This is a genomic window from Kribbella sp. CA-293567, assembly GCF_027627575.1.
GTDB lineage: Bacteria > Actinomycetota > Actinomycetes > Propionibacteriales > Kribbellaceae > Kribbella.
Genome location: NZ_CP114065.1, coordinates 2,095,071 through 2,107,213, shown reverse-complemented (window position 1 = coordinate 2,107,213; position 12,143 = coordinate 2,095,071). Strand labels below are relative to the sequence as shown.

The window sequence follows — 12,143 nt, the reverse complement described above, 5'->3', positions numbered from 1 at the left end:
CTCTGACTACCGGTCAAGATGGCGAGGTGCCGGACGACGACGTGAACCTCGGGCTGCTGCTGTTCATCCCCTACCGCGCGCTGGAGAATCGCGTCTTCGAGCGGCTCACGGAGGCCGGTTTCGACGACATCACCCCGGCCCAGGCTCGGGTGTTCCAGCGGATCAGCTCGAGCGGCACCCGGCTGACCGCTCTCGCCGAACAGGCCCAGATCACCAAACAGACCGCCGGCTTCCTGGTCGACCAGTTGGAGCGGGCCGGCTACGTTCGCCGCGTGCCGGACCCGACCGACGCCCGTGCTCGCCTCGTGCAGATCGCCGACCGCGGAGCCCAGGCCATTCCGATCGCCGCCGCCGTGGTCGCCGAGGTCGAAGCCGAGTGGATCGCTCACCTCGGCGCCGGTCAGGCCGCTCAGCTCCGGCGCGCGCTGACCTCGCTGTGCGCCATCACCGATCCCTACCTCTCCGCCTGACCAGGGTTATATTCCTGGCATGGCAACTACGTTCGAGGTGCTGGCCGAGCCTCGGCGACGGCAGATCCTCGACCTGCTCCGCACCGGTGAGCGGCCGGTCGGCGACCTGGTCGACGCGCTCGAACTGAGCCAGCCCGCCGTCTCCAAGCACCTGAAGGTCCTGCGCGACGCCGGTCTGGTGGAGGTCCGTCAGGACGCCCAGCGCCGCTGGTACCGGCTTCGGCCGGCCCCACTGCTCGAGATCGACAGCTGGCTGGAGCCCTACCGCGAGCTGTGGCGCGGACGTCTGGACGCGCTCGAGGCACATCTCGATACGATGCCGTGATGCACACCGCCGAGCAACGGGCCCGCCGCTGGGGAATTCGCGGCCGACGGGTCGGGACGACCGATCGGGCCGGCAAGTTCGTCCAGGACGTCAACTTCGCCCTGCTCTTCCCCGCCCCGAAGCCACTGGCTCCTTCCCTGTGGGAAGTCGTCACCGACGAGGACGACGAACCGTGGGTCAACGGGATGGGCGAGTACGAGCAGAAGGTGTGGACCTGGAAGGACGAGCTGCCCAGCAAGGGGCTCGCCTGGCACGGCGCCTTCATCGGCGGCCGGAGCACCTTGCTGTCACCCGCGCTGCTCGCCGCGCTCTACACCGGCGAGGGCAAGCCGGATGATCACGAGCAGTTCGATCTCTCCCCCGCCGCCCACGAACTGGCCGCCGCGCTGGCGCTCGAGCCGCAGACCAGTGCCTTCCTGCGCGAACTGCTCGGCGACAAGAACAAGTACCAGCGCGCGATCGGCGAGCTTCAGAAGAACCTGCTGGCCACCACGGCCGGGGTCCAGGAGCAGAACAACGGCTGGCCGGCCACGCTGATCAACCTCACCAGCGACCAGTTCGAGGTCGGCGGCAGCACCGACCACAGCGAGGCTGCCCGGTTGTACCTCGACACAATGCTGGACATCACCCCGGCAGAGCTGGCCCGCGCCTTCCGCTGGTCGACCCCCAAGGCCCGCGAACTCCTGACCGAACTGGTGGACGACGGCGAAGCCATCACCGAGGACGGCCGCACCTACCACCGCCCGAGCTGACCGCCGGCTCAGGCGCTGCCGCGGAGCTCCAGCCTGGTCTCGACGATGATCTGGGTCTCCGCGGGCTCTTCACCGGCCAGCTGCGCCAGCAGCAGCCGGGTCATCTCGCGGCCCATCTCCTCGGTCGGCTGGAAGACCGACGTCAACGGCGGATCGGAGTGCCGCCCGCCCGGAGACCCGTCGAAGCCGATCACCGCCACATCCTCCGGAATCCGGCGCCCGGCACCTTTCAGCACCCGCATCGCCCCGAAGGCCATCGGATCGGAAGCAGCGAAGACGGCATCCAGCTCAGGCTCCCGGTCCAGCAGCGCCGCCATCGCCTTGGCCCCGCTCTCCTCACTGAAGTCCCCGTACTCGACCAGCTCGTCACCGACCACCTGACGGAAACCCTGCAGCCGCGCGAGTCCCGCAGACATGTCCTGCGGCCCGGCTACACACGCGATTCGCCGGCGGCCCTGCTCCAGCAAGTACTGCGCCGCCTGCCGCGCGCCGGTCGCATTGTCGGCGTCCACGAACGGCATCCCGCCAAGCTCCAGCTCACCGGCCGACCCGGCCAGCGGCTGACCGCACAGCACCAGCGGAAGTCCACTGGCCCGCACCTTGGCCGGCAACGGATCGTCGGCGTGCTGCGAGAGCATCAGCACCCCGTCGACGTGTTCCCTGGTCAGGAACCGGCCGGCCCGCTCGCGCTCGGCCGAACTCTGCACCATCGACAACCACAGCTGCAACGGCGTCTGTGCCATCGCGGAACTGATCCCGCGGACGATGCCGGCGAAGTACGGCTCGGTGAAGAGCCGCTCGCCCGGTTCGGAGATCACCAGCGCCACACAGTCGGTGCGCCTGGTGACCAGGTTGCGGGCCGCCCGGTTCGGGACGTACCCCAGTTCGTCGATGGCCTTGAGCACCGCCGCCCGGGCCGCGGGACTGACCTGGGACGACCCGTTGACCACCCGCGAAGCGGTTCCCCGCCCCACCCCCGCCCGGGCCGCGACGGTTTCGATGGTGGGACGGGGTTCGGTCATGTCGCTAGTGTCCCGTAAGGGAGGCACCTTGCCTGCCCCGGATCAGATCGCCGTACCAGAACGCGCTGCTTTTGGGCGTCCGCTTCTGCGTCTCGTAGTCCACGTGGACCAGGCCGAACCGGCGCGAATATCCCCACGACCACTCGAAGTTGTCGAACAGCGACCAGCAGAAGTAGCCGCGCAGCGGAACGCCTGCTTCGATCGCCGTCCGGCAGGCCCGCAGGTGCCCGTCCAGATAGCTGACCCGTTCGGCGTCGCGGACCAGGCCGTCCGGGTCGGGCTCGTCGGCGAAGGCCGCGCCGTTCTCGGTGACGTAGAGCGGCACCGGCGGATACTCCTCGGCGACCCGCTCGAGTACTTCGGTCAGCCCGGCCGCGTAGATCTCCCAGCCCATCGCCGTGACCGGGAGGTCGCCCTTGACGAAGCCCACGTGCTCGCTGCCGGGCCACGGCGAAGCCCCACTCCCGGCTTCACCGCCGTGTCCGTCGCCGCCCACGGCCGGCCGGCCGGTCACCAGGTGCCGGCTGTAGTAGTTCACCCCGAGCATGTCGAGGGGAGTCGAGATGGTCGCCAGGTCGCCGTCGCGCACGTGGGAGAAGTCGGTAACCCCGGCCAGATCATGGACCACGTCGGCCGGATACGAGCCACGCAGTACGGGGTCGAGGAAGAAGCGGTTCTGGAGCCCGTCGATCCGTCGCGCTGCGTCCAGGTCGACGTCCCACTCTCCCGCGGGCAGCACGTCGTACAGGTTGATCGTGATGCCGACCTGCTGTCCGGCGGAGCGCAGCAGGCCTGCGGCCAGGCCGTGCCCGAGCATCAGGTGGTGCCCGGCGCGGACGGAAGCGGCGGCATCCTGCCGGCCCGGCGCGTGGAGGCCGGAACCGTAGCCGAGGAAGGCCGAGCACCAGGGCTCGTTCAGCGTCGTCCACTGCCGGACCCGGTCACCCAAGGCCGTGGTGATCGCGCCCGCGTAGTCGGCGAACCGCTCCGCGGTGTCCCGCTCGGGCCAGCCCCCGGCATCCTCCAGCGGTTGCGGCAGATCCCAGTGGTAGAGCGTCGGCCACGGCTCGATGCCGGCGGCAAGCAGTTCGTCGATCAACCGCGAGTAGAAGTCCACTCCGGCCTGGTTGAGCGCGCCGCGACCGCTCGGCTGGACCCGCGGCCAGGCGATCGAGAACCGGTAGGCCTGCAGGCCCAGGTCCCGCATCAGCCGGACGTCGTCGCGGAAGCGCTGGTAGTGCTCGATCGCGACGTCGCCGGTCTCACCACCCAGCACCCGGCCGGGGGTGTGCGAGAAGGTGTCCCAGATCGACGGCCCTCGTCCGTCGACGGCCACCGCCCCCTCCACCTGGTACGCCGCGGTGGCGGCGCCGAAGAGGAATCCGGTGGGGAAGTCCAGCCCGGTGGACGGTTCGGTCCGGCTGTCGGTTGTCACGACTTGATCGCACCTTCCATGATGCCGCCGATGATCTGGCGGCCGAACAGGATGAACACCGCCAGCAGGGGCAGCGTGGCCAGGGCCGTCGCCGCGAAGACCTGCGCGTAGTCGGTGTAGTACGCCGTCGCCAGCAGGCTGAGCGACAGCTGGACGGTCGGGGTGTTGGCGTCGAGTACGGCGTACGGCCAGATGAACTCGTTCCAGGTCTGCATGAAGGTCAGCAGCCCGAGCACGGCCGCGGCGGGGCGCAGTACCGGCAGGACGACGTTCCAGTAGATCCGGAAGGTCGAGCAGCCGTCCACCCGGGCAGCCTCGACGAGCTCGTCGGAGATCGCCTCGGCGGCGTACTGGCGCATCATGAAGACGCCGAACCCGCTCACCAGGAAGGGCACGATCACCGCCTGCAGGGTGCCGTTCCAGCCGATCTTGACCATCAGCATGTAGAGCGGGATCAGCCCCAGCTGGACCGGCACCATCATGGTGCCGACGATCACCAGCAGCAGCCCGTTGCGGCCGCGGAACCGCAGCTTGGCGAAGGCGAAGCCGGCCAGCGTGGAGAAGAACACCACCGACAGGGTCACCACGCTGGAGACCACCAGCGAGTTCACCAGTCCGTAGGCGAACGCCGCATGCTCGTTGGCGAAGACCCGGCCGACGTTCGCACCGAACTCACCACCCGGCAGCAACGGCGGCGGGACGTCGTTGATCACGTCGTTGGACCGGGTGGCCACGACGAACATCCAGTAGATCGGGAACAGCGACGTCAGGCAGCCGACCACCAGCGCCAGGTACGTCAACGGGCTGGTGCGCCACAGCCGGACCGAGGCGGCCTTCATCGCGCTCACCTCGCGGCCCGCCGGATCAGCAGCAGGTTGACCAGCGAGAACACCACGATCAGGCCGAACAGCGACCACGCGATCGCGGCACCGTAGCCGTACTGGAAGCGCTGGAACGCCGTCTCGTACATGTACATCGTGACGGTCTGGAACTGCCCGAGGGTACCGCCGAGCATCTTGCCGTTGCCGAAGATCACCGGCTCGGTGAACAACTGCAGTCCTCCGATCGTGGAGATGATCACGGTGAACACCAGCGTCGGGCGCAGCAGCGGCACGGTGATCCGCCAGAACTGCTGCCACGGCGCCGCACCGTCCAGGGACGCGGACTCGTACAGGTCCTTCGGGATCGCCTGCATGGCACCGAGCAGGATCAGCGTGTTGTAGCCGGTCCAGCGCCAGTCGACCATCACGGCGATCGCGATCCAGCTGGACCAGGTGTTGGCCTGCCAGTCGACCGCGTCCAGCCCGAACGTGGTGATCAGGTAGTTGACCAGGCCGACGTCGCGGGCGAAGAGCTGCCCGAAGACGATGCCGACCGCCGCCACCGAGGTGACGTTGGGGATCAGCACGCCCATCCGGAAGAACGTCCGGGCGCGGATCTTGCGGTTCAGCAGGTTGGCCACGGCCAGCGCCATCAGCAACTGCGGCACGGTCGCGAGCAGAAAGATGCCGACGGTGTTCTTCAGCGCGTTCCAGAAGTCCGGATCGGCGAACAGCGCGGTGTAGTTGGCGAAGCCGACGAACGTGTGCTCACCGATCAGGTGCCAGTCGTGCAGCGACACCCAGCCGGTGTAGACCAGCGGGAACGCCCCGAAGATCGCGAACAGGACGAAGAACGGCGCGATGAAGAAGTACGGCGCGAACTTCACGTCCGCGCGGGTCAGCCGGGAGCGCCAGGGAACCCGGTCGCCGGCGGCACGCGCTGCCGCCGACGACCGGATGACGCTGGAAGAGGTCACTTCGCCTCTTTGGCAGCGCTCTTCAGCGCCTGCTGCCAAGCCTTGTCGGAGGTGAGCTTGCCCTGCTCGACGGCCTGCATGGCCGGTTCGAAGGCGCGTTCCTTGATCGCCTGGTGCTTCGGCCCGAGGACGACCGGCTTCAGCGTCTTGGCACCGGCACCGAAGATCTGGCCGACCGGGGCCTGGGAGAAGTAGTCGTTGGTCAGCGCCAGGAACGCCGGGTCGTCGAGCGCCTTCGGCGACGACGGCAGCGGGCCGGCCTCCTTGAACGCGCCCACCTGACCGTCCGGGCCGGTCAGGAACTTGGCCAGCTCGTAGGCCTCCTTCGGGTGCTTGCTCTGCGTCGGTACGGCGAGCCAGGAACCGCCCCAGTTGCCACCGCCACCAGGCACCGCGGCAACGTCCCACTTGCCGGCGTTGGCCGCGCCGGAGTTGGTCTTGATGATCCCGAGCATCCACGACGGGCACATCGTGGTCGCGAAGCTGCCGTTCTTGAAGCCGGCCTCCCAGTCCTTCGACCAGGTCGCGATCTTGGCGCTGACGCCTTCCGACACCATCTTCATCGAGGTGTCCCAGGCCTGCCGGACGGCCGGGTTGGACTCGGCGATCAGCTTGTTGTCACGGTCGTAGAAGTTGGTCTCACCGGCCTGCGACAGCATCGCGCTGAAGCTGGTGGTGACCGAGTCGACGAACCCCTTGGCGCCGGTGTTCGCGGCGGTGAACTTCTTGCCGGTGACGATGAACTCGTCCCAGGTCGGCCACAGCTTCGACACCGCGTCGCGGTCGGTCGGCAGCTTCGCCTTGGCGAACAGGTCCTTGCGGTAGCAGACGGCCAGACCGCCCACGTCGGTGCCGAGCCCGATCAGCGGCCCGTCGGCACCGGCCTTGCCGAGCTCCCACTTCCACGGCAGGAAGTTGCCCTGCTGGTCGGCCGCGCCGTGGTCGAGCAGGTTGACGAAGTTCTGCGGCTGGGTCTTGAACTCGTTGAGGATGCCCTCCTCGAGCGCGACCACGTCCCCCGCACCGGTGCCGGCGGCCAGGTACTGGGTCAGCTTCGGCTTGTAGTCGTCGAGCTTCTGCACACTGCGCAGCTCGACTTTCACGTTCGGGTGACTCTGCTGGTACTGCTCGACCAGCGCCTTGTAGCCGAAGTCGCCGAACGTGTCGACCACCAGGTTGACCTGGCCGGTCTGTCCGTCCGCGACCGGCTTGGCGTCCGTGTTCTTGCTGCATGCCCCGACCATCCCCATGGCCGTCACGGCAGCCACCGTGACCACCAGGAACCGCTTCGTCTGGCTCATCGCCTGACCCCTCCTCGCTGCTCTTGAGCGCCCCATCTGGGAGCGCTCCCAAGAGCATCGGGGCCGGTCGGGGGCCTGTCAAGAGCTCAGTGGGAGCGTTCCCAAATCGAGTCCGAGGCGGCCCGAGGGGTCAGGCCACGAGGTCAGTGCAGCTCGGCCAGGTCGAAAACGTTTCCGTCCGGGTCGGCCAGCGTGATCCAGTGCGTGCCGTACTCGTTGTGCTCGCCGACCCGCTTGGCGCCGAGCCCGACGATCCGGTCGACCTCGGCGGCCCAGTCGGCGGTACCGAAGTCGAGGTGCAACCGGTTCTTCCCCGACTTCGGCTCGGGCACCTGGAGGAACATCAGCGCGAGCCCCTCGCCACCCTTGTTCACGGTCGCGAAGAATTCGTTGCCGTCAGCATCGACCGTGGTGTTCAGTACGCCGGCCCAGAAGGCTGCCAGCTCGGCCGCGTCGGTGCAGTCGAAGACGACCTGCTCGAAGATGATGGACATGGTTCAGCCTTTCGGAACGGGGATCCGCTGGATCGGCCAGCAGATCTCGGTACGGAACTCGGTCTCGTCGACCCCGTCGCCGGGGCCGACCAGGTACAGCTCACGGATCGGCCCGGGCGCCACCTCGCAGTACTCCGCGACGTGGCTGCCGAGCGCTCCGTAGGTGCGGTCGAAGTCGGTGAACGACCCCTCGTGCCGGGTGATCGCGAAGTAGCTCGCGGGCAGATCGACCAGCTCGACCCCGTCGATGGCCGGCTGGTCCGGCGCGACCGGCAGGAACCCGACCACCTCACCGATGTCCTCGGTGAAGAACTCGTCCCCGTACGTCGCGCCCGGGGTGGCCGAGATGCGGTGCCGGCCGGCGATCTCGCCGAGCAGGCCGAACGTCGTTCCGCACCAGGCGTCGATGAGGTTGCGGTCGACGCGACCGGTGACGGCGTACGCGCGGAAGGCCGGCACGAACCGGTACTCGACCGCGAAGTCGCAGTCCGGCAGGGTGAGCATCGAGCGCAGTGACGCGACCACCTGACGGGTGCGCGTCAGTTCGCGCTCCATCTGGTCCAGGTGGAGCCGCAGCGTCTCGTCCCGGGTCCGGATGTCCGGCGCCTCGACCACCGCCCGCACCTGGGCGAGCGGCATCTGCAGATCCCGGAGCCGCCGGATCAGCTGCGCGACCGCGACCTGCGTGGTCTCGTAGCGCCGGTACCCCGAGGACGCGTCGATCCGCGCCGGGGCCAGCAGCCCGATCTCGTGGTAGTGGTGCAAGGTCTTCACGCTCAGATGCGTGAGTCTGGAGAACTCACCGATGGTGACTGACGCCGTCATGGGTGCAACCCTCCACCCTCCGCCCACCGGAGAGTCAAGGCCGGTACTGCGACGCGCCGCCCGGACGCAGTTCGACCGCCACCGGGGGCGCGGCGGCGGTCGACTGCAGGTGTCCCCGTGCGGACACCCGGTCAGTGGGTGGTCAGTGCGTCAGTGGTGAGTCAGGGCGTCAGTGGGTGGGTCAGAGCGTCCACTTCTGGTTGGCAGTGCCGCCGCAGGACCAGATCTGCAGCCGGGTGCCGTTCGCCGAGGTGTTGCCGGTGACGTCGAGGCACTTGTTCGCCTGCGGATTCACCAGGTCGTTGTTCGCGTAGGTCCATTGCTGGGCCCCGCTGCCGTTGCACGTCCACAGCTGTGTCTGCGCGCCGTCGGCGGTCGATCCACCGGAGACGTCGAGGCACTTGCCGAGCGCACGGAGGGTGCCGTCACCAGGGCGGCTCCACTGCTGCGCGTTGCTGCCGTTGCAGTCGTACAGGTTCACCGCGGTACCGTCCGCGCTGTTGGCGCCGGCGACGTCGACGCACTTGCCCGCCAGGCCGGTGATCTGACCGGTGGTGCCACCGCCGCCACCCTGGCTGCCGTTCCAGGTGAAGGTGGCCGAGGTCTTGGTGGGCAGCGTGTAGGTGAACGACTGGCTGCCCCAGTTGACCCGGACCGACTGGTTGCCGCCGGTGGTGTTGAAGGCGATCAGCGACTTCGAGCCGTCGGGGTTCTTCCAGGCGACGTTCTTGACCGAGTTGTTCGCCGAGGAGTCGATCCGCAGCGCGCCCGGCTTCACGAACTTGGTCAGGTGACCCATCGTGTAGTACTCGACCGTCTTGTCCACCTGACCGGCCCGCGACCCGCCCCGCTGGATGGTGATCAGCCCGGTGCAGACGTTGCAGCCGGCGCCGACGAACGGCAGCATGTTCTGGTCCTGGCCGAGGCTCCACTTGACCCAGGACTTGCTCCAGTTCCGGGTGTAGTCGATCAGGTTGTTCATGTCCTCGACCTGCTGGTTCGGGATCCAGGTGCCGCCCGAGTGCTCGGTCATGTAGTGGTTCACGGCCGGGTACTGATTGTGCACCGTGCTCTGCAGGTTCACGTCACCGCCGTAGCCGTGCCAGGCAATGCCGCCGAACAGCGGGTCGTTGCGCAGGCCGGCGTCGGCCAGCGGCACCGAGCCGAGGTCGTTGTAGTTGCCCCAGTTGTAGTCCAGCACCATCACCTTGGTGGTGATCCCGGCCGCCCGGAACGCCGGGAACAGGTGGTTCTTGGTGAAGTTCAGCAGGCCGGCGCCGTTCCAGTTCATCGACGCGTAGCCGGTGTCGTCGGTGCCGCAGCAGGTCGGCTCGTTCTGCACCGAGACGTAGTCGATGTGGTTGCCCTGGGCCTCGTTCTGCTGGACGTACTTCACGAAGTACTGCGCGTACATCGGGTAGTACTCGGCCTTCAGCCAGCCGCGGTTGGTGAACTTGTTGTTGTCCTTCATCCAGGCCGGCGCGCTCCACGGCGCGCCCTTGACCTTCAGCGCGGGGTTCAGCTGCTTGGCCTGCTTGGTCAGCGGGACCACGTCCGTCAGGTCGTGGGCGATGCTGAAGTTGTTCAGGTCGCAGCAGGTGTCGTCGTAGGAGTAGTTGAACCGGGCCAGGTCGGAGGCGCCCATCGGGTTGCGGGTGAAGGCCAGGCCGATCCCGTTGACCGGGTCGAACAGGTCCTTCATCACCTGGTTGCGGGTCGCGGCGGTGATCGTGTTGCTGCTGTTCAGCAACCAGGCGGCGCTGTCGGTGAAGGACGCGCCCCCACCCTCGAAGGACTGGTACGTCGTGTTCTCGTTGACCGTGATGGTCTGGTTGGCCGAACCGCCGGCAGGGCCGAAGTTGACCGGCGCCTGCTGCTGCAGACCGCGGGTGACGTTGCGGCCGGCCGCGTCGTTCGTACTGGTCAGCCAGACGTTGACCTGCTCGCCGGCGGCGTACGCGGGCTCGGGGTTGCCGATGCTGAGTCCGGTCGCGATCACCGACAGTGCCGCGAGACCGGCTACCACCGGCAGGGCGCGGCGGCGACGGAACGGCAGGCCACGGCGGTGGGTCCATTTCGGGGACATGGGCGGATCTCCCTTTTGCTCAAGGGGGTTTCTCAGGGGTGGGGGACCCCGAGGTACCGGCGTCTGCCCGCGCCGCACAACTGGTGGTCAGCATGAGATAACCATCGGTGAGTGGCGCTGTCAACGTCACGACGACACTTTTTTCACACCTTATATTTATGTGTGGTCTTGACCTGAGAGCGTTCTCACAGCAGGCTGCCACCCAGCGATTCCCTGTCTCGCAGCAGTCCGCCCCCCGCCCCCGACGGCCGGACGACCCCCTTCCGGCCGCGCGAGAAATGAGGCACGCATGAGTTCTTCGCGTACCCGGTTCCGGTCCGCAGCCCTGCTCGCCGCAGGTGCTGCCCTGATCGGCACCGCCCTGCTCCAGTCCCCCGCGACCGCGGGAACCTCGGCCACCGACTCCGCCGGCGCAGCAGCTGCTCCAGCGGCCGCGGCAGCGGTCGGACCGGTCATCTGGGAAGACAACTTCGACGGCCCGAACGGTCAGGCCCCTGACTCCAGCAAGTGGCGCTACGACATCGGTGGCTCCGGCTGGGGCAACAACGAACGCCAGTACTACACGAACAGCACCCGCAACGCCGCCAAGGACGGTGCCGGGAACCTGGTGATCACGGCACGTCGTGAGAGCGGCGGCTTCCAGTGCCACTACGGCCCCTGTGAGTACACCTCGGCCCGGCTGCTCACCGCGCAAACCTTCACCCAGACCTACGGCCGGTACGAGGCGCGGATCAAGCTGCCTCGCACGCAAGGGATCTGGCCTGCCTTCTGGATGCTCGGCACCGGCAACGCCGGCTGGCCGGGCAACGGCGAGATCGACATCATGGAGCACATCGGCAAGGAGCCGACCAACGCCTACGGCACCCTGCACGGCCCCGGCTACTCCGCGGCCGAAGGCATCAGCTCGCGGTACACGCTGCCGAACGGTCAGGTGTTCAGCGACGCCTTCCACACCTTCACCGTCGATTGGGAGCCCAACGCCGTCACCTGGTACGTCGACGGCATCCAGTTCGCCCGCAAGACCCCGGCCGACCTCGGTGGCGACCCGTGGGTGTTCGACCACCCGTTCTTCATGATCATGAACGTCGCGGTCGGCGGTTACTGGCCCGGCTATCCCGACGGCACCACGGTGATGCCGCAGTCGATGGTCGTCGACTACGTCCGGGTCAACTCGCTGACCAGTGGTGGCGGCGGCACCGGCGGCGAGGTCAAGGCACTGAACAAGTGCATGGACGTCGCCGGGGCCAGCTCGGCCGACGGCACGCCGGTCCAGCTCTACGACTGCAACGGCTCCGCTGCCCAGAAGTGGAACCGTCCGGGCGACGGTACGATCCGTGCCCTCGGCAAGTGCCTGGACATCGCCGGCGGCGGAACCGCCGAGGGAACCAAGCTGCAGATCGCCACCTGTAGCGGCAATCCGGCCCAGCAATGGACCTACACCGGCGCCAAGGACCTGGTGAACCCCCAGTCCAACAAGTGCCTGGACGTCCCCTCGGGGAGCGCCGCCAACGGCAACCGCCTGCAGATCTGGACCTGCAACGGCTCAGCCGCTCAGAAGTGGACCTTGTAGCTCCAACCACACCAGAAGAACTGGCCCCCTGCCTCGGTCGAGGTAGGGGGCCAGTTTCGTCAGTG

12 protein-coding genes are annotated in these 12,143 nt (G+C 67.9%); 4 read left to right on the top strand and 8 right to left on the bottom strand.

Annotated features, from left to right (window positions below; all coding sequences use genetic code 11):
- Nucleotides 1–26: 26 nt before the first annotated feature.
- From OX958_RS10230 to OX958_RS10220, 3 genes are read left to right on the top strand one after another with little or no spacing between them, the layout of a single operon-like run.
- Nucleotides 27–470 (top strand): MarR family winged helix-turn-helix transcriptional regulator, encoded by a 444-nt coding sequence (locus OX958_RS10230; RefSeq protein WP_270137023.1) that lies wholly within the window; start codon nucleotides 27–29, stop codon nucleotides 468–470.
- A 19-nt stretch (nucleotides 471–489) separates the two neighbouring features.
- Nucleotides 490–795 (top strand): ArsR/SmtB family transcription factor, encoded by a 306-nt coding sequence (locus tag OX958_RS10225; protein WP_270137022.1) that lies wholly within the window; start codon nucleotides 490–492, stop codon nucleotides 793–795.
- Nucleotides 795–1,547 (top strand): AlkZ-related protein, encoded by a 753-nt coding sequence (locus OX958_RS10220; protein WP_270137021.1) that lies wholly within the window; start codon nucleotides 795–797, stop codon nucleotides 1,545–1,547. Before OX958_RS10225 ends, OX958_RS10220 begins: the two co-directional genes overlap by 1 nt.
- Before the next feature lie 8 nt (nucleotides 1,548–1,555).
- Here the strand turns inward: OX958_RS10220 and OX958_RS10215 are convergent, their stop codons facing one another.
- The 8 genes from OX958_RS10215 to OX958_RS10180 all read right to left on the bottom strand — a co-directional run bounded on the left by OX958_RS10215 (nucleotide 1,556) and on the right by OX958_RS10180 (nucleotide 10,508).
- Complete coding sequence (locus OX958_RS10215; protein WP_270137020.1) at nucleotides 1,556–2,569, bottom strand: LacI family DNA-binding transcriptional regulator; 1,014 nt, start codon at nucleotides 2,567–2,569, stop codon at nucleotides 1,556–1,558.
- A 4-nt stretch (nucleotides 2,570–2,573) separates the two neighbouring features.
- Nucleotides 2,574–4,004 carry a GH1 family beta-glucosidase gene (locus tag OX958_RS10210; RefSeq protein ID WP_270137019.1) on the bottom strand — a complete coding sequence of 477 codons (1,431 nt, stop codon included), beginning with the start codon at nucleotides 4,002–4,004 and terminating at the stop codon, nucleotides 2,574–2,576.
- Nucleotides 4,001–4,843 carry a carbohydrate ABC transporter permease gene (locus OX958_RS10205; protein ID WP_270137018.1) on the bottom strand — a complete coding sequence of 281 codons (843 nt, stop codon included), beginning with the start codon at nucleotides 4,841–4,843 and terminating at the stop codon, nucleotides 4,001–4,003. The genes OX958_RS10210 and OX958_RS10205 overlap by 4 nt, the downstream gene beginning before the upstream one ends.
- A 5-nt stretch (nucleotides 4,844–4,848) precedes the next feature.
- Nucleotides 4,849–5,802 (bottom strand): carbohydrate ABC transporter permease, encoded by a 954-nt coding sequence (locus tag OX958_RS10200; protein ID WP_270137017.1) that lies wholly within the window; start codon nucleotides 5,800–5,802, stop codon nucleotides 4,849–4,851.
- Complete coding sequence (locus OX958_RS10195) at nucleotides 5,799–7,103, bottom strand: extracellular solute-binding protein (RefSeq protein ID WP_270137016.1); 1,305 nt, start codon at nucleotides 7,101–7,103, stop codon at nucleotides 5,799–5,801. Before OX958_RS10195 ends, OX958_RS10200 begins: the two co-directional genes overlap by 4 nt.
- A 143-nt stretch (nucleotides 7,104–7,246) precedes the next feature.
- Nucleotides 7,247–7,597 (bottom strand): VOC family protein, encoded by a 351-nt coding sequence (locus OX958_RS10190; RefSeq protein ID WP_270137015.1) that lies wholly within the window; start codon nucleotides 7,595–7,597, stop codon nucleotides 7,247–7,249.
- 3 nt (nucleotides 7,598–7,600) lie between these two features.
- Nucleotides 7,601–8,422, bottom strand: a complete 822-nt coding sequence (locus OX958_RS10185) for a MerR family transcriptional regulator (protein ID WP_270137014.1) — start codon at nucleotides 8,420–8,422, stop codon at nucleotides 7,601–7,603.
- 181 nt (nucleotides 8,423–8,603) lie between these two features.
- Nucleotides 8,604–10,508 (bottom strand): ricin-type beta-trefoil lectin domain protein, encoded by a 1,905-nt coding sequence (locus OX958_RS10180; protein WP_270137013.1) that lies wholly within the window; start codon nucleotides 10,506–10,508, stop codon nucleotides 8,604–8,606.
- Between the two features lie 289 nt (nucleotides 10,509–10,797).
- Between OX958_RS10180 and OX958_RS10175 the strand changes: the two genes are divergently transcribed.
- Nucleotides 10,798–12,078: a ricin-type beta-trefoil lectin domain protein gene (locus tag OX958_RS10175; RefSeq protein WP_270137012.1), complete on the top strand. Its 1,281-nt coding sequence runs from the start codon at nucleotides 10,798–10,800 to the stop codon at nucleotides 12,076–12,078.
- Nucleotides 12,079–12,143: the final 65 nt, after the last annotated feature.

Excerpts from the sequence above, each read along its gene's own strand:
- OX958_RS10195 (WP_270137016.1), bottom strand. The coding sequence starts at position 7,103 with ATGAGCCAGACGAAGCGGTTCCTGGTGGTCACGGTGGCTGCCGTGACG.
- OX958_RS10215 (WP_270137020.1), bottom strand. The coding sequence starts at position 2,569 with ATGACCGAACCCCGTCCCACCATCGAAACCGTCGCGGCCCGGGCGGGG.
- OX958_RS10185 (WP_270137014.1), bottom strand. The coding sequence starts at position 8,422 with ATGACGGCGTCAGTCACCATCGGTGAGTTCTCCAGACTCACGCATCTG.
- OX958_RS10220 (WP_270137021.1), top strand. The coding sequence starts at position 795 with ATGCACACCGCCGAGCAACGGGCCCGCCGCTGGGGAATTCGCGGCCGA.
- OX958_RS10205 (WP_270137018.1), bottom strand. The coding sequence starts at position 4,843 with ATGAAGGCCGCCTCGGTCCGGCTGTGGCGCACCAGCCCGTTGACGTAC.
- OX958_RS10225 (WP_270137022.1), top strand. The coding sequence starts at position 490 with ATGGCAACTACGTTCGAGGTGCTGGCCGAGCCTCGGCGACGGCAGATC.
- OX958_RS10190 (WP_270137015.1), bottom strand. The coding sequence starts at position 7,597 with ATGTCCATCATCTTCGAGCAGGTCGTCTTCGACTGCACCGACGCGGCC.
- OX958_RS10180 (WP_270137013.1), bottom strand. The coding sequence starts at position 10,508 with ATGTCCCCGAAATGGACCCACCGCCGTGGCCTGCCGTTCCGTCGCCGC.
- OX958_RS10175 (WP_270137012.1), top strand. The coding sequence starts at position 10,798 with ATGAGTTCTTCGCGTACCCGGTTCCGGTCCGCAGCCCTGCTCGCCGCA.